The organism is Halomonas sp. DQ26W, from assembly GCF_003339685.1.
Classification (GTDB): domain Bacteria; phylum Pseudomonadota; class Gammaproteobacteria; order Pseudomonadales; family Halomonadaceae; genus Halomonas.
In genome coordinates this window covers 889-17,325 of record NZ_QPKI01000042.1, presented here as the reverse complement: position 1 = coordinate 17,325, position 16,437 = coordinate 889, and the positions used below count along the sequence as shown (strand labels likewise).

General features: G+C 63.1%; 11 protein-coding genes and 1 pseudogene. 5 read left to right on the top strand and 7 right to left on the bottom strand.

The window, feature by feature from the left end:
• The 3 genes and pseudogenes from DU490_RS16255 to DU490_RS17515 form a co-directional block, all read right to left on the bottom strand.
• A pseudogene (locus DU490_RS16255) lies at positions 1-1,569 on the bottom strand (type VI secretion system Vgr family protein); the annotation flags it as partial.
• Positions 1,570-2,029: 460 nt separating this feature from the next.
• A complete protein-coding gene (lolA, locus tag DU490_RS16250) occupies positions 2,030-2,659 on the bottom strand; it encodes an outer membrane lipoprotein chaperone LolA (protein WP_114575271.1) in 630 nt (209 codons plus the stop codon).
• Between the two features lie 130 nt (positions 2,660-2,789).
• Positions 2,790-5,876 (bottom strand): DNA translocase FtsK, encoded by a 3,087-nt coding sequence (locus tag DU490_RS17515; RefSeq protein ID WP_114575275.1) that lies wholly within the window; start codon positions 5,874-5,876, stop codon positions 2,790-2,792.
• A 247-nt stretch (positions 5,877-6,123) separates the two neighbouring features.
• Between DU490_RS17515 and aat the strand changes: the two genes are divergently transcribed.
• The 3 genes from aat to infA all read left to right on the top strand — a co-directional run bounded on the left by aat (position 6,124) and on the right by infA (position 8,012).
• Positions 6,124-6,867, top strand: a complete 744-nt coding sequence (aat, locus tag DU490_RS16240; RefSeq protein WP_114575274.1) for a leucyl/phenylalanyl-tRNA--protein transferase — start codon at positions 6,124-6,126, stop codon at positions 6,865-6,867.
• 12 nt (positions 6,868-6,879) lie between these two features.
• Positions 6,880-7,635, top strand: coding sequence for an arginyltransferase (locus DU490_RS16235; protein WP_114575270.1), 756 nt, complete (start codon positions 6,880-6,882; stop codon positions 7,633-7,635).
• A gap of 158 nt (positions 7,636-7,793) precedes the next feature.
• Entirely contained in the window at positions 7,794-8,012 is a 219-nt protein-coding gene (gene infA, locus DU490_RS16230; protein ID WP_010627817.1) for a translation initiation factor IF-1, read from the top strand.
• A gap of 109 nt (positions 8,013-8,121) precedes the next feature.
• On the opposite strand, the gene clpA is transcribed toward infA, so the two are convergent.
• The 4 genes from clpA to DU490_RS16210 all read right to left on the bottom strand — a co-directional run bounded on the left by clpA (position 8,122) and on the right by DU490_RS16210 (position 14,707).
• Positions 8,122-10,398 (bottom strand): ATP-dependent Clp protease ATP-binding subunit ClpA, encoded by a 2,277-nt coding sequence (gene clpA / locus DU490_RS16225; RefSeq protein ID WP_114575273.1) that lies wholly within the window; start codon positions 10,396-10,398, stop codon positions 8,122-8,124.
• Between the two features lie 140 nt (positions 10,399-10,538).
• The gene (gene clpS, locus DU490_RS16220; RefSeq protein WP_114575272.1) at positions 10,539-10,934 is read right to left on the bottom strand and encodes an ATP-dependent Clp protease adapter ClpS; all 396 of its coding nucleotides are present in this window, start codon (positions 10,932-10,934) and stop codon (positions 10,539-10,541) included.
• A gap of 149 nt (positions 10,935-11,083) precedes the next feature.
• A complete protein-coding gene (gene icd, locus DU490_RS16215) occupies positions 11,084-12,340 on the bottom strand; it encodes an NADP-dependent isocitrate dehydrogenase (RefSeq protein WP_114575269.1) in 1,257 nt (418 codons plus the stop codon).
• 129 nt (positions 12,341-12,469) lie between these two features.
• Positions 12,470-14,707, bottom strand: coding sequence for an NADP-dependent isocitrate dehydrogenase (locus DU490_RS16210; RefSeq protein ID WP_114575268.1), 2,238 nt, complete (start codon positions 14,705-14,707; stop codon positions 12,470-12,472).
• A gap of 285 nt (positions 14,708-14,992) precedes the next feature.
• Between DU490_RS16210 and DU490_RS16205 the strand changes: the two genes are divergently transcribed.
• Together DU490_RS16205 and DU490_RS16200 are read left to right on the top strand one after the other, a co-directional pair.
• Positions 14,993-15,601, top strand: a complete 609-nt coding sequence (locus DU490_RS16205; RefSeq protein ID WP_114575267.1) for a pseudouridine synthase — start codon at positions 14,993-14,995, stop codon at positions 15,599-15,601.
• Positions 15,598-16,047 carry an NUDIX domain-containing protein gene (locus tag DU490_RS16200; RefSeq protein WP_114575266.1) on the top strand — a complete coding sequence of 150 codons (450 nt, stop codon included), beginning with the start codon at positions 15,598-15,600 and terminating at the stop codon, positions 16,045-16,047. The genes DU490_RS16205 and DU490_RS16200 overlap by 4 nt, the downstream gene beginning before the upstream one ends.
• The last annotated feature ends 390 nt before the right edge of the window (positions 16,048-16,437 follow it).

Here is a 16,437-nt window from a genome sequence, read left to right as displayed (position 1 = left end):
CCGGTAGCTGGAAACGCGTGGTCAGCAGCGCATCTTGCGTAACGCCCTCGATACGCTGATGCGCTTCAGCCATTGCACCCAGGGGCAGCTCCGGAGCCTGAGCCCCCTGCCCACTCCCCGAGCCCGGGCTGCCGCCGGAGTTGATCTTGACCTGGGCGCCGACGATGGTAATGCCGCTGGGGTCGAGCTTGATGAAGTTGCCGCCGGCCTTGAGGGTGATCTCGGCACCGGCGTCGACGACTGTCTTGCTGCCGGCCTTGTGGTGGATCTCTTGCCCGGCTTCGGTGAGCTGGGCACGGGCGATCTTTTCGTGGCGGGTGGCGCCGACGATCAGGTGGTCGTCGCCGTCGACCTGGACGTGGCGCTGGCCGTGCACGGTGAGGTGGTCGTCGGCGTGGATCTCGCTGATGCGGTGGCGTTGCACCGTGAGGTGGCTGTCGTTGCCGATCTCTTCGGTGCGATTGTGATTCGTCAGCAGCTCCAGGTCCTTCTGGGCGTGCAGCCAGATCTGCTCGCCCTCGGCTTCGTCCTCGAAGCGCAGTTCATTGAAGCCTTCGCCCTGGTGGCTCTGGGTGCGGATCACGGTGCGGGTCTTGTGAGCCGGCAGTTCATAGGGTGGCGTGTTGACGGCGTGATAGGTGCGCCCGGTGATCAGCGGCTGATCCGGGTCGCCCTCCAGGTAGCTGACGATCACCTCGTGCCCGATCCGGGGGATGGCGATGCTACCGTAGCCGCCGCCGGCCCAGTCCTGGCTGACGCGAAGCCAAGCGCTGGCTCCGCTATTCACAGCGGCTTCGCCGCCAGCCCCAGCGGTTTCAGCGGCTTCGCCTTCAGCCCCGGCGGTATCAGGTTCGGCGTAGCGATCCCAGGGGAACTGCACCTTGACCCGGCCATGCTCGTCGCAGTGGATCTCCTCGCCCTCGGGCCCGACGACGAAGGCGACCTGCCGCCGGCACGGCCGTGGTAGCTGCGCTCGCCCAGGTGAGACAGCACCTGGGGCGCGTCGGCGAAGACCAGGCGGTGGGCGGCGCTTGGTATCTCACCGCCAGTCTCGAAGAACTCGTGAAAGTAGAACAACCCCTCTTCAGCGGCGAGGCGCTGGACGAAGGCGAGATCGGTTTCGCGGTACTGGGTCAGGTACTCCTGGGACTCGGGCTCGCGGGTGGCGGCGAAGGCCACGTCGCTCAGGCCGTGCTCGTCGCACAGGGTGTTGAGCACGGTAAGCGGCGAGACGTTCTGGAAGATACGCGAGTTCTGGCGCAGCCCAAGGCGCCACAGCGCCGGGCAAATCACCACATGGTAGAAGGTACGGCGGTGGCCGCTATCGCCGCAGCCGAATTCGCTCACCACGCCGTGAATGCGGCGCAGCGCCTCGCCATCCTGCCAGATCGTCAGCGTGGCCTCGCGGTCGAGGATAGCGTCGGCACCCAGGCTGGCGTCGCGGCTGGCGAAGCGTACCGTCAGCTCGAAGGGCGCGGAGAGCTGCTCGCGGTGGGTGAACTCGATGACCGCCACGTCCTCGGCCCCGGGCAGGGTCAAGGTGAATTGCAACCCGGTTGCCTTGGCCATTACGCCTCCCTGCGTCTGGAGATACCACGGTTATTCGTTTATTAGGCACTGTCTGAAAAGTCGACGAGCGATGGTCAGACAAGGCAAAAATCAGCGAAAAGACGGAGTTTACGGGGTGTAAATGAGTATTTTGAGCTGATTTTTAACGCAGTATGGCCGAGCGCAGACAGTTTTCGGACAATGCCTAGTCAATCGCACCGAACGCGGAGAGCATACCAGTGACAAGAGCCGGTATCTGTGGGGCTTCGCCGACAACGGTGTAGGAAATGGCTTACAAGATAGCCTTTAGAAACGCCACACCTTGTTGAAGCTGGCGTGCCGCGCAGGATACCCAGACGGATGAAAGCGGAGAATGAGGGCGCCGAAAAGTGACAGAAGAAAAACGCTAGAAAAAAAGAGCTAGAAACAGCCGCGCCGCCTCAAGGGCGGCGCGGCTGTGTCATGGGTTCCTGACGGGCGATCAGTGGGTGTCGCGAATCACATCGGTGCCGTCGGGAATCTCGAAGGTAAAGCGGCTGTCACCGATGGGCTGGTTCAAGCGCACATCACGAAACTCGATGGCGGTGCGCTGGCCGGTACTGTCGTTCATTTCCAGCCCACGCAACTGCTCGCCGCGGAACGTCATTTTCAGCTCTTCAAACAGGGTATCGGGTGACTTCGGTACCAACCGGAAGGACTCGTTGCTGCCCTGCTGCTGGCGCGTGACGTCGTAGTTCTCGGTCAGCTCGCTGGCACTGCCGGAAAGCAGCAGCGCTGGGGTGTGGGTAACCCGCTGGTCCAGCGCCTGCACGGTGACCTGTTCAAGGTCCGGATCGTAGAGATAGACCTCGCTGCCGTCAGAGATGACTTCCTGCTGATAGGGTGCATTGACCTCCCAACGGAACTTGCCGGGGCGCGACAGCCACATGGTGCCGCTCGCCTGCTGCAGGCGCTGGCCGCTACCGTCGAGAATCTGCTGCTCGAAGCTGGCCTGATAGGTCTGTAGAGGCTCCAGAATCGTGGCCAGGCGAGCCGCGCCTTCGCTGGCAAGGGCGGTTACCGGCAGCGCGAGCATCATGGTCAGTGCGGCAAGGGTCTTCTTTACAGTCATTATCGCTATCTCCATGGACAAGGTCCGTAATGTGAAATCCTGTCAATCGGACCCGGTGAGCGCCGGCAGGTTGCATGGTCGCCGGCGCTTTCACGTTTGATGCATGTTTGATGATGTGATGAGGTCGGCGTCAATTTCCCACCGGCGGCGGTGCCAGCACTTCGCGAGCGCCATTGGTGCCCATGGAAGACACCACGCCGGCCATTTCCATCGACTCCACCAGGCGCGCTGCCCGGTTGTAGCCGATCTTGAAGCGGCGCTGGACTGCAGAGATCGAGGCGCGCCGTGTCTCGGTCACGAACTGAACCGCTTCGTCATAAAGTGCGTCCTGCTCGGCATCGCCGCTATCGCCACCTTCAGCCTCCAGGCCGGTCAGTGCCTCCGCCGACACCCCGCCGGAGAGGATCTCCTCGATATACACGGGCTCACCGCGACGCTTCCAGTCCTCGACGATGCGGTGCACCTCGTCATCGTCGACGAAGGCGCCATGAACCCGGGTCGGCAGGCCGGAGCCGGCCGGCAGGTAGAGCATATCGCCGTGACCCAGCAGGTTCTCGGCACCGCCCTGGTCGAGAATGGTGCGAGAGTCGACCCGCGACGAGACCTGGAAGGCCATGCGGGTGGGGATGTTGGCCTTGATCAGGCCAGTGACCACGTCTACCGAGGGGCGCTGGGTTGCAAGAATCAGGTGGATACCGGCGGCTCTGGCTTTCTGCGCCAGGCGGGCGATCAGCTCCTCGACCTTCTTGCCGACGATCATGAACATGTCGGCAAACTCGTCGATGACCACAACGATGTAAGGCAGCTTCTCCAATACCGGAGGTGGCTCGTGCATTTCCCAGGGCTGTGGATCCCAAAGCGGATCGGCGACCTGGGCACCGGCCCGATCCGCCTCGTCCAGCTTGCCGTTGAAGCCGGCAATGTTGCGCACCCCCATGGCCGCCATCAGCTTGTAACGGCGTTCCATCTCGGCCACACACCAGCGAAGCGAGTTGGCGGCCTCCTTCATGTCGGTAACCACTGGCGCCAGCAGGTGCGGGATACCGTCATACACCGAGAGTTCGAGCATTTTGGGGTCGACCATGATCAACCGCAGCTCCTCGGGCGTGGCCTTGAGCAACATGGAGATCAACATGGCGTTGACCCCCACTGACTTGCCCGAACCGGTAGTGCCGGCCACCAGCAGGTGAGGCATCTTGCCCAGGTTGGCCACGACAGGGCCGCCGCCGATGTCCTGACCCAGCGCCATGGTCAACGGCGACGCTTCCTGCTGATAGCGATCAGAGTCAATCACCTCGCGCAGGCGAATCATAGCGCGATGAGGGTTGGGGATCTCGATGCCCACCGTGGGACGCCCCGGGATCACCTCCACCACGCGCACGCTCTTGACCATCAGCGAGCGAGCGAGGTCCTTGGCCAGGTTGCTGATCTTCGAGACCTTCACCCCGGCGGCCGGCTTGATCTCGAAGCGGGTGATCACCGGTCCGGGCCAGGTATTGACGACCTCGGCCTTGACACCGTACTCCCTCAGCCGAGTCTCGAGCAGTTCGGCCATGTCGGCCAACTGCTGCTCGGTATAGTTCTGCTGGTGCGGCTCCGCTGGCGTCAACAAACGCAGGCTCGGCAGTTCGCCATCCGGTTCCGACAACTCGTCAAATTGAGGGCGCTGGCTTTGCAGATGCTCTACCGTCCACAGCGTCGGACCCTCTGGCTGGGCCGCTGCAGCGCTGGCCTGCTCGGCGGTGGCGACACGCCCACCACCTTGCAACTCCTCGCTTGACGCGGCGTCGTCAGGTTCGCCGGCCGAAGGCTCCGGGGGGGCGATGTCCTGTCTTGACGCAGACGTTTCCTGCCAGGCTCGCAGGCCCGCCGCCTGATCGGGATATCCCCCGGACCGTTCGGGCTCGGTGGTGGCCTTTGTCAAGGGCACGGCCGGGCCACTCTCATACTGGTCTTCGACGAGACTGTCCCAACTGAGCCGAGGCTCCTTCGACTCGTGCTGCTCAGGCTGCCAGTCACTCAGCCCAGGCTCACGCCTTGAGGTGTCGTGCGCCTCCACTCCCGCCGACTCCGTCCTGGCACTCAGTCCGTCGCCGAGGGACGTCGTCTCGCCATGGGCATCTCGCGAGTCACTCGGCTTCGCATCACCATCGGCCACCGCCTCCCCCTCCGTGGCGCGCAGAGGCATGGAAACCGATGCCGGCTCGTCATGACGGTTGGCACTCAGAGGATAGGAACCTGCAACGGCTGCATCAGCCGCCGACACAGCCCCCAGGCTCGGCTCCGGGGGAGAAACAGAGGCAGGACCAGCGGCATGCGGGTGCGCCGCTTCACGAGCGGTATAGGCGGCTTCCGGGCGCTTCGCCGATGGCGTCCGCTCGGGCACTTCCCAAGGGATATCGGTTTCCCCATCGTCACCGAAGCCGGATGACAGGCTGGGCTCGCGGGATGCCGCGCCGTCGACGGTCGGCCCCACCCCACGGTCACGCCAGGGCAGGAGCAGCCGCCAGCCACGTCGGGCCGATGAAGCCGCCATACCGGCATCGTCCGGCACCGCTTCGTCGACCGGCTCCTCGTCGTCCTGACCATCGAGCTCGGCCCGCCGCGCCTCCTGGCGCTCCCGAACCAGGCCGAAGGGCGTAGCGGCCCAACGCCAGAGCTGCAGCCCACGATGCCCCAGTTCGTCCATCACCGTCAGCCATGACAGACCTGTGAAGAGGGGAAAACCGCAGAGTATCGCGGACAGGGCGAGCAGCCCCGTGCCGCCGGCATCGACCAGCGGCATCAAGGCCCCTACCAATCCCTCGCCGAGGATGCCACCGGACGCATAGGGTAGCTTGCTCTCGGGGCTATAGAAGTGCAGCGCGCCCAGCGTGGTCGTTCCCAACAGCAGCAGGACCAACCCACCCAGACGCACCGCCACTCCCGTGGCATCCCACTCGATGTGCACCCTGCGAGAGCGGATCAGCCACCAGCCGGCGAACCCCAGCATGCCGGGCCACCAGAGGGCACTCGCCCCAAAGAGGGAATAGAGCACGTCGGACAGCCAGGCCCCGATGGGCCCCATCCAGTTGTCGACATCCGTTTCCGGCCCGCGATGGGACCAGCCGGGGTCTGCCGGCTCATAGCTGAACAGCGCCAGCAGCAGGAACACGCAGCCCGCCAGGAGCACGATGATTGCACCTTCGCGGGCTGCGCCGTGCAGGTGGAGTCCCATGCGCTGTGCCGTCTGCCGGGCATTCTCCGCCGTCGCGCGCCGGGGCACGCTTTTTTCCTTTGCACTCAACTCGCCAACCCCCTCGCGCCGCACCTGGCGGCGCCTTTCAGAAGCATTCGTATTGCTCGTTTCAGACCTTCATCATACCGGGAGAGCAGGCCCCGGCACAGTAGCCCCGGCCGCTGCTTGAGCAAGAGTCGCTCTGGCGTCAAACTAGATGCACCCTCACGACAAGGAGCTGCGCACCATGCTGCCCTGGCTTCCCGAACGACCGGTGAGCTTTCCCCCTGTGTCGCAGGCACTGCGTGACCCGGATGGGCTGCTGGCAGCAGGCGGTGCACTGACACCCCAATGGCTGCTGACCGCCTATCAGCACGGCATCTTTCCCTGGTATAGCGACGATCAACCCATCCTGTGGTGGAGCCCGGACCCTCGCATGGCACTCTTTCCCGACTCACTGCGAATCAGCCGCAGCCTGGCAAAACGAGTGCGTAACGGTGATTTTCGGGTGACCTTCAACCGCGCCTTTGCCGAGACTGTCGATGCTTGCGCAGCCCCTAGACCAGGCCAGCCCAGCACCTGGATCACCCGGGAGATGCGTCACGCCTACATCGACCTGCACCGGCTGGGCTATGCCCGTTCCGTCGAGGTCTGGCTAGGCGAACGGCTGGTCGGCGGACTCTACGGCGTGGCCCTGGGCCGGATTTTCTTCGGCGAGTCGATGTTCTCGCAGGCAACCGATGCATCCAAAGTGGCACTGGTACACCTGGTTCGCGCCATGCAGCGAGGCAACGGCTGGATGATCGACTGCCAAATGCATACCCGGCATTTGGCCAGCCTTGGAGCTCGCGACATCGCCCGCGCCGAATTCATCGGCTATCTTGAAGAGTGCCTGGCCAACCCGCTTTCGACCGGCGGCGACCACCCGTTACCCGATTGGCCGATGCCCGAGGCCGACTCGTGCGCCGAGACCACATCCGCTTTCACATAGGGGGCGACCGAAGTGAGCAGCAACACGCCTCAGCACCCGGTAAGGGATCTGCGTTTCTTCCTGACCGTGCCTCATGCTTGCAGCTACCTCGGAGGCCAGGAGGCGACTACGCTTTTCCTAGACCCCCAGGAGTCCCATAGCCAAGGCGTCTACGATGCGCTTGCTCTGCTCGGTTTCCGGCGCAGCGGGCGACACCTCTATCGCCCCCACTGCGAGGGTTGCAGCGCCTGCCTCTCGGCTCGCATTCCGGTAAACGAATTCCAGCCCAGCCGCAGTCAGCGCCGCATCCGTCGACGCAACGCAGACCTGCGGCTGATCGAGCGACCCGCGCTGTTCAACGCTGAGCACTATGCGCTCTACGAGCGCTACATATACGCTCGCCACAGCAATGGGGACATGTTTCCGCCAAGCCACGAGCAGTACCGCACTTTCCTGACCCTGGACGAGCATTATTCACGACTGATGGAGTTCCGGCTCGACGACCGACTGCTGGCCGTGTCGGCCTTCGATCATCTGGAACATGGGCTATCGGCCATTTATACCTTCTTCGATCCCGACCCGCAGTGGGATCGCCGGTCGTTGGGTACCTATGCCGTTCTCAGCCTGGTGGAAGAGGCGTATTGTCGGGACCTGCCCCATGTCTACCTCGGCTACTGGATCCAGAACTGTCGCAAGATGGCCTACAAGGAGGCGTACCAACCCCTGGAGATTCTCGATGGCCGGCATTGGCGGCGCACACTCCCCACCGCAAATGCGTCATTCAGGTAAGGCGTTCTTTGCCTTGACGGCCAGCTTGCGGCACAATACCGCGCTATCCATCGGCGCAAAGACCGACTGCTGTCGCCGCATGAGGGCTTCGGACCGTCCACGCGGTCGCCACAGCTAGCCGTCGAGATCATCGTTACCATCAGCGAGGAACCGCCTATATGGCACGTGAAGACCATATCGAAATGGAAGGCGTCGTCGTCGATACCCTTCCCAACACCACCTTTCGCGTCGAGCTGGAAAACGGCCACGTCGTGACGGCCCATATCTCCGGCAAGATGCGCAAGAACTACATCCGCATTCTCACCGGTGACAAGGTCAAGGTCGAGCTGACCCCCTACGACCTAACCAAGGGACGTATCGTCTACCGCTCACGCTGATTGCGCTTCGCGCACGAGACCAGTCTTCTCACTCAACGGTCCTCCGCACACACGACAACGCCCCGTCCGAAGACAGGGCGCTGTGTCGAGCGGACGATTGTATTCTCCGTCAGGGCGCGTTGGCCAGCTCCGCCTCCGTGGACAGGTGCAGTTCGCCATCCTCCACATTGACATGCACCACCCCGCCATGCTCCGCCAGTTCGCCAAACAGGATCAGCTCGGCTAATGGCTTCTTCAGCCGTTCCTGGATGACACGGGCCATTGGGCGCGCACCCATGCTCGGATCGTAGCCCTTCTCGGCCAGCCAGTCGCGAGCTTCCATGTCCACATCCAGCTGAACCCGCTTCTCGTCGAGCTGCGCCTGTAGCTCCACCAGGAACTTGTCCACCACGCTGCGCACCACGGAAGTGGGCAGGGAGTGGAACTGGATGATGCCATCGAGCCGGTTACGAAACTCCGGGGAGAAGGTCTTGCGAATCACCTCCATGGCATCGGTGGAGTGATCCTGGGACTGGAAGCCGATGGAGCGACGCGCCTGCTGTTCAGCTCCGGCGTTGGAGGTCATGATCACGATCACATGGCGGAAATCGGCCTCGCGCCCGTTGTTATCGGTCAACCGACCGTGGTCCATGACCTGAAGCAACAGGTTGAAGACCTCCGGGTGTGCCTTCTCGACCTCGTCGAGCAAGAGCACGCAGTGCGGCTGCTTGGTGATCGCTTCGGTGAGCAAACCACCCTGGTCGTAACCGACATAGCCAGGCGGGGCACCGATCAGCCGGGATACGGTGTGTCGCTCCATGTACTCGGACATGTCGAAACGCACCAGCTCGATACCCATGATCCGCGACAGCTGACGCGCCACTTCGGTCTTGCCCACACCGGTGGGGCCGGCGAAGAGAAAACTGCCCACCGGCTTGTCGGGCGACTTGAGACCGGCACGAGAAAGCTTGATGGCGGCAGAAAGGCTGTCGATCGCCTCGTCCTGGCCAAACACCAGCATCTTGAGATCACGGTCCAGGTTCTCGAGCAGCTTGCGGTCGGAGCTGGATACACTTTTTGGCGGAATCCTCGCGATGGAAGCGACCACCGCCTCGACTTGATCGACATCGATGGTGTCGATGCGCACCTCCGGTGGCAGCAGCCGTTGGTGGGCGCCGGCCTCGTCGATCACATCGATGGCCTTGTCGGGCAGGTGCCGATCGTTGATATAGCGATCCGCGAGCCGTGCCGCACTCTCCAGTGCCGCGTCAGTGTACTTGAGCTGGTGATGCTCCTCGAAACGCGAGCGCAGCCCCTTGAGAATACGGATGGTGTCATCCACCGACGGAGCCATCACATCGACCTTCTGGAAGCGACGCGCCAGGGCACGATCTTTCTCGAAGATACCGCGGAACTCCTGAAAGGTGGTGGACCCGATGCAGCGCAGTTCACCGGACGAGAGCAGCGGCTTGAGCAGGTTTGAGGCGTCCATCACACCGCCGGATGCCGCCCCCGCGCCGATCACCGTGTGGATTTCGTCGATGAAGAGGATCGCGTTGGATTGCTTCTTGAGCTCAGCCAGCAGGCTCTTCAACCGTTTTTCGAAGTCGCCGCGATACTTGGTGCCGGCAAGCAGGGCACCCATGTCCAGCGAATAGACCACCGCGTCGCCGATCACCTCGGGAACGTCCTCCTCGACGATCCGCTTGGCCAGACCTTCGGCGATGGCGGTCTTGCCGACACCGGCCTCCCCCACCAGCAGCGGATTGTTCTTGCGCCGCCGCGCCAGGATCTGAATGACGCGCTCGAGCTCGTGTTCACGCCCGATCAGTGGATCGATCTTACCGATCCGGGCCTGCTCGTTGAGGTTGGTGGCATAGCCGGTCAGGGGATTGGTGCTGGTCTCCGCGCCACCCTCTTCCGCTTCCTCGGAGTCTGGGGGGGGGGAGGAGGGGCTATGGCCATGGCCCGCCACCTTGGAAATGCCGTGGGCGATGTAGTTGACGGCATCGACCCGCGCGACATTCTGTTGCTTGAGGAAGTAGACCGCCTGGCTCTCCTGTTCGGAGAAGATCGCCACCAACACGTTGGCACCGGTGACCTCGCTCTTGCCCGAGGACTGCACATGGAACACAGCCCGCTGCAGCACGCGCTGAAAGCCCAAGGTCGGCTGGGTTTCACGGTCGCTCTGATCCTCAGGGATCAGTGGCGTGGTGGAATTGATGAAGTCCTGCAGGTCGGACCGCAGCTTGTCGAGGTTGGCCCCACAGGCTCTCAGCACGTCGACTGCGGAGGCGTTGTCAAGCAGAGCCAGCAGCAGGTGCTCCACGGTCATGAACTCGTGCCGCTTGGAGCGGGCCACGGTAAACGCCGTGTTCAGGGTCAGTTCAAGTTCTTTGCTCAGCATGGCAGTCCCCTTCTCGCCGCGTAGGGCTTGCATCGGATCTTTCGTGGTCCGGCACCATCAACATCGGGCACAAATGCCGCCGTTGCAAGTCTCTTCCTCAACGACTGCCATTCAATTCCCGCTTCGACCATGTCCGGGAGTCAGTCCGCCGCCTCGATATCGCAGAGCAACGGGTGCTGACACTCTCTTGCATATTGATTGACTTGGTGACTTTTGGTTTCCGCAATATCGCGAGTAAATATGCCGCAGGTGGCCTTTCCCCGGGTGTGGACCGTCAACATCACCTGCACTGCGGTTTCACTGTCCATGTGGAAAAAGCTCTGCAGCACCTCCACCACGAATTCCATGGGGGTGAAGTCGTCGTTGTGCAACACGACCTTGAACATCGGTGGGCGCGCAACCTCGGGATCCGAGGCCTGGACGGCAAGCTCGTCGTCTCCCTCTTCATCAGGGCGGCCCTCGGGGCGCGGTGGCTTGGTCATGCCGGCGATATTACCAACCAGCCTCCACGCGTTCGGGTCTTCTGTCTTGAACATAAAAGCCACATACCATCTCGACAAGCCGACCACACAAGGCGTCTCGAAAAACATTGGACGCCCCAAGGCTGGCAGGGTTCATGGTTCTAACGCAAAAGACCCTCGCCCGCCGGGCGGCGGACGAGGGCCCCGGGTGCTCGCCGAGCCGTTTACATGTTGTCGGCGACGGCCTGGCCGAACTCGGAGCACTTCAGGAGTTTGGCATCGTCCATCAGGCGATGGAAGTCATAGGTGACCTCGCCCTTGGCAATCGCCTTTTCCATGCCCTTGAGAACCAGATCCGCAGCCTCGACCCAGCCCATGTGACGCAGCATCATCTCGGCGGAAAGAATCAGCGAACCCGGATTGACCTTGTCCTGACCGGCATACTTCGGCGCAGTGCCGTGGGTCGCCTCGAACATGGCCACGTTGTCGGAAAGATTGGCGCCCGGCGCAATGCCGATGCCGCCCACTTCTGCCGCAAGAGCATCAGATAGATAATCGCCGTTGAGGTTCAACGTGGCAATGACATCGTACTCGGCCGGACGCAGCAGGATCTGCTGCAGCATGGCGTCGGCGATGACATCCTTGACGACGATGTTCTTGCCGGTATTCGGATTCTTGAACTGCATCCAGGGGCCACCGTCGAGCAGTTCGGCGCCAAACTCTTCCTTGGCGATCTCGTAACCCCAGTCCTTGAAGGCACCTTCGGTGAACTTCATGATATTGCCCTTGTGCACCAGGGTCAGCGACTCGCGGTCGTTGTCCACAGTGTACTGCAGAGCCTTGCGCACCAGACGCTTGGTGCCTTCCACGGAGACCGGCTTGACGCCGATACCACAGTTTTCCGGGAAGCGGATGTTGGTGACACCCATCTCTTCGCGGAAGAACTTGATGACCTTGTCGGCTTCGGCGGAACCTGCCTTCCACTCGATACCGGCATAGATATCTTCGGAGTTCTCGCGGAAGATGACCATGTCGACATCGGCAGGCTTCTTCACCGGGCTCGGCACACCCTCGAACCAGCGCACCGGACGCAGGCAGGTGTAGAGATCGAGCTTCTGGCGCAGAGCCACGTTCAATGAACGAATACCACCGCCCACGGGCGTGGTCAGCGGGCCCTTGATGGAAACCACGTAGTCCTTGACGGCTTCCAGGGTCTCTTCCGGGAGCCAGGTGTCGGCATCGTAGACCTGAGTTGCCTTCTCACCGGCATAGACTTCCATCCAGTGAATCTTGCGTTCGCCGTTGTAGGCATGCTGTACGGCTGAATCGATGGCAATCTTCATTGCCGGCGTCACGTCGACACCGATGCCGTCACCCTCGATGAACGGGATGATCGGCTCGTTCGGCACGTTCAGGGTGTTGTCAGCGTTGACGGTAATCTTTTCGCCGCCTTCAGGTACGACAATTTTCTGGAACCCCATTGAGAACTCCCCTGTCTGGTCTATTCAGTGGAGCGCGGAGTATAGCATTGTCCACCCAGTCGGCCCATATGACCTAAGGAGCCCCATCTGCGCCTGAGCAGACGGGGGTCGAGGGGACCTACCGGGACTTCATCCCTGGGCAACCATCGCCAGGGCCTCGTTCAAGGTCTTGCTGGGACGCATGACCGCACGGGCCAACTCAGGTTCGGCACGGTAGTACCCCTTGATGTCCACCGGCTGGCCCTGAACGCCATTGAGCTCGTCGAGGATGGTCAGCTCGTTGGCCTGCAGAGTTTCGGCCAGGCGGGCGAACAGGGCCTTGAGCTTGGCGTCGTTATCCTGAGCGGCCAGCGCCTGAGCCCAGTACAAGGCCAGATAGTAGTGACTGCCCCGATTGTCCAGCTCACCCACCTTGCGCGAGGGTGACTTGTCGTTCTCCAGGAACTTACCGGTCGCCTTGTCCAGCGCGTCTGCCAGCAGCGTGGCGCGCTCGTTACCGAATTGCTTGGCGAGATGCTCCAGGGAGGCGGTCAACGCCAGGAACTCGCCGAGGCTGTCCCAGCGTAGGTGGTTCTCTTCCAGAAGCTGCTGCACGTGCTTGGGTGCTGAACCACCGGCCCCGGTCTCGAACATGCCGCCACCGGCCATCAGCGGCACGATGGAGAGCATCTTGGCGCTGGTGCCCAGCTCCATGATCGGGAACAGGTCGGTGAGATAGTCGCGCAGAATGTTGCCGGTCACCGAGATGGTGTCGAGGCCACGGATCACGCGCTCCAGGGTGTAGCGCATGGCCCGGACCTGGGACATGATCTGGATGTCCAGGCCGCTGGTATCATGATCCTGTAGGTAGGCCTTCACCTTCTTGATCAGTTCGTTCTCGTGCGGGCGGTAGGGGTCGAGCCAGAACACCGCCGGCATGCCGGAATCGCGGCAACGCTCCACCGCCAGCTTGACCCAGTCGCGGATCGGCGCGTCCTTGACCTGGCACATCCGCCAGATATCGCCCTGCTCCACGTTCTGGGACAGCAGCACCTCACCAGTCTCCAGGTCGGTGATGTTGGCGACACCGGCCTCCGGCACCTCGAAGGTCTTGTCGTGGGAGCCGTACTCCTCCGCCTTCTGCGCCATCAGGCCGACATTGGGCACGGTCCCCATGGTGGCCGGATCGAAGGCGCCGTGCCACTTGCAGAAGTTGATCATCTCCTGGTAGATGCGCGCGAAGGTGGACTCCGGAATCACCGCCTTGACGTCCTTGAGGCGGCCGTCGGCGCCGTACATCTTGCCGCCGGCGCGGATCATGGCCGGCATCGAGGCGTCGACGATCACATCGCTGGGCGAATGGAAATTGGTGATGCCCCGCGCCGAATCCACCATGGCCAGCTCCGGGCGCTGGTCGTGGCAGGCGTGCAGGTCGCGGATGATCTCCTCACGCTGGCTCTCGGGCAGGGTGGCGAGCTTGTCGTAGAGGTTGCCGATCCCGTTGTTGACGTCGACGCCCAGCTCCTCGAACAGCGCACCGTGCTTCTCGAAAGCCTCCTTGTAGAAGATCTTGACGCAGTGACCGAACACGATCGGGTGCGAGACCTTCATCATCGTCGCCTTGACGTGCAGGGAGAACATCACACCGGTCTGGCGGGCGTCCTCGATCTCCCGCTCGTAGAAGTCGCACAGCGCCTTCTTGCTCATGAACATGCTGTCGATGATCTCGCCTTCGAGCAGCGAGACCTTGGGCTTGAGCACCAGGGCCTGGCCGCTCTTGGTGATCAGCTCCATCTTGACGTCGCGGGCGCGATCCAGCGTCATCGATTTCTCGCCGTGGTAGAAGTCGCCACCGTGCATGTGCGATACATGGGTACGGGAGGCCTGGCTCCACTCCCCCATGTGGTGGGGATACTTGCGGGCGTACTCCTTGACGGCCCTGGGTGCGCGGCGGTCGGAGTTACCCTCGCGCAGCACCGGGTTGACGGCACTGCCCCTGGTCTTGTCGTAGCGCGCCTTGATCGCTTGCTCTTCGTCGCTGCTCGGCTCGTCCGGGTAATCCGGCAGCTTGTAGCCCTGCTCCTGCAGTTCCTTGATCGCCGCCCGAAGCTGCGGCATGGAGGCACTGATATTGGGCAGTTTGATGATGTTGGCTTCTGGCGCCTTGGCCAGTGCGCCCAGCTCAGCCAGATGATCCTCGACGCGCTGCTCTTCGGTCAGGTAATCGGGGAACTGTGAGAGGATCCGAGCCGCCAGGGAGATGTCCCGGGTTTCCACTTCGATACCGGCGGCGTCGGTATAGGCGTCGATGATCGGCAACAGCGAATGGGTCGCCAGCGCAGGCGCTTCGTCGGTGAACGTGTAGATAATCTTCGGCGTTTTTGACATGTTGACGTTGATCTCTCTGGTCGCTTGCGGTGGCAATAACTGGAACGGTTGCGCGCACTCACGGTGCCTGAAACGAGGTCCCGGCGTGCTCCACCTGCGGTTCTCATCTGGCTGGGGATGCGCTTGGCATCAGCCCGGTGGCAGTGTCACGGCAGGCCCCGTAACGACGAGGGCGCTCCCGGCGAGCGAGCGCATTATATCAGCCGCCCCGTCTCTGGGTATGGTCAATAAGGCTGACATGCCGCCCCTCTCCCATCCCGCCCCGCTTGCCGGTAAGCTTGCCCTATGAGCATCCTCTATCTGCTGCACAAGCCCTACCGCATGCTTTCCCAGTTCACCGACCGCTGCCACGCCGGTGAAACGCCGCGTGCCACCCTGACCGACGTCATCGACGTGCCGGGGGTCTACGCCGCCGGCCGACTCGATTACGACTCCGAAGGCCTGCTGCTGCTGACCGATGACGGTGCGCTGATACACCGCATCAGCGATCCTCGTCACAAGCAGCCCAAGACCTATCGGGTGCAGGTGGAGGGCCGGCCGAGCGATACCGCCCTGCAGGCGCTGTGCCATGGCGTAAAATTGAAGGATGGCATGACGCGACCGGCCAGGGTGCGACGGCTGGAGGAGAGTGGGCTGCCGCCACGCACGCCGCCGCTGGACCCCAAGCGCCACCCGGTGACCAGTTGGCTGGAGCTGACCCTCAGCGAGGGGCGCAACCGTCAGGTGCGGCGCATGACGGCCCATGTCGGCCACCCCACCCTGCGGCTGGTGCGCGTCGCCATCGGCCCATGGCAGCTCGACGGCCTGGCGCCGGGAGAGTGGCGTCGGGAGGTCCTGCACGCCCCACGCACCACATCGCGGCGCTCACCGCGCCGCAAAGGAGGTCACCGATGAGCCGCTGGCAACCGCATGTCACCGTGGCCACCGTGGTGGAGCGCGCCGGCTGCTTCCTGATGGTGGAGGAAGCCCCGGATGGCGGACAGACGCTCTTCAACCAGCCCGCCGGCCATCTCGAACCCGGCGAACGCATCCGCGAAGCCGCCCTGCGCGAACTGCGCGAGGAGAGCGCCTGGCAGGTCGGCATCACCGACTACCTGGGGCTTTATGTCTACGAAGCGCCCGGCGGCCAGACCTTTCACAGCCACGGCTTCTTCGGCATGGCCCTGGCCCACCTGGGCAATGAGCTGGACCCGGCGATCATTGCCGTGCACTGGCTCACCCTGGAGGAGATCGAAGCGCTGGATCGACAGGGCCGGCTGAGAAGCCCCCTGGTTCTGCGCCGCATACGCGACGCCCTGGCCAGCCGTTTTTATCCCATGGATGTGATCCACGAGCGCTGAGCCAGCGCTAACCAGAGCATCCTCCGCCAGGGCGCCTGACGGCGCCAGTCGCGACGCAAAGCGGCGCTCCAACAAGGTAGGCGGCTTCCGCGCTGTAGGAGCATCTTCAGATCGCGACTGGAGGCCGCAGGCCTCCCGGCGGGGTTGCCAGTGCCGGCGACCATCGCCAACGCTGTGGCCTCCGCCAGGGCGCCTGACGGCGCCAGTCGCGATGCAGAGCAGCGCTCCAACAAGGTAAGCGGCTTCCGCGCTGTAGGAGCATCTTCAGATCGCGACTGGAGGCTGAAAGTCTCCCGGCGGCGTTGCCAGTGCCGGCGACCATCGCCAACGCTGTGGCCTCCGCCAGGGCGCCTGACGGCGCCAGTCGCGATGCAGAGCAGCGCTCCAACA

Excerpts from the sequence above, each read along its gene's own strand:
- lolA (WP_114575271.1), bottom strand. The coding sequence starts at position 2,659 with ATGACTGTAAAGAAGACCCTTGCCGCACTGACCATGATGCTCGCGCTG.
- DU490_RS17515 (WP_114575275.1), bottom strand. The coding sequence starts at position 5,876 with ATGGGACTCCACCTGCACGGCGCAGCCCGCGAAGGTGCAATCATCGTG.
- aat (WP_114575274.1), top strand. The coding sequence starts at position 6,124 with ATGCTGCCCTGGCTTCCCGAACGACCGGTGAGCTTTCCCCCTGTGTCG.
- infA (WP_010627817.1), top strand. The coding sequence starts at position 7,794 with ATGGCACGTGAAGACCATATCGAAATGGAAGGCGTCGTCGTCGATACC.
- clpA (WP_114575273.1), bottom strand. The coding sequence starts at position 10,398 with ATGCTGAGCAAAGAACTTGAACTGACCCTGAACACGGCGTTTACCGTG.
- clpS (WP_114575272.1), bottom strand. The coding sequence starts at position 10,934 with ATGTTCAAGACAGAAGACCCGAACGCGTGGAGGCTGGTTGGTAATATC.
- icd (WP_114575269.1), bottom strand. The coding sequence starts at position 12,340 with ATGGGGTTCCAGAAAATTGTCGTACCTGAAGGCGGCGAAAAGATTACC.
- DU490_RS16210 (WP_114575268.1), bottom strand. The coding sequence starts at position 14,707 with ATGTCAAAAACGCCGAAGATTATCTACACGTTCACCGACGAAGCGCCT.
- DU490_RS16205 (WP_114575267.1), top strand. The coding sequence starts at position 14,993 with ATGAGCATCCTCTATCTGCTGCACAAGCCCTACCGCATGCTTTCCCAG.
- DU490_RS16200 (WP_114575266.1), top strand. The coding sequence starts at position 15,598 with ATGAGCCGCTGGCAACCGCATGTCACCGTGGCCACCGTGGTGGAGCGC.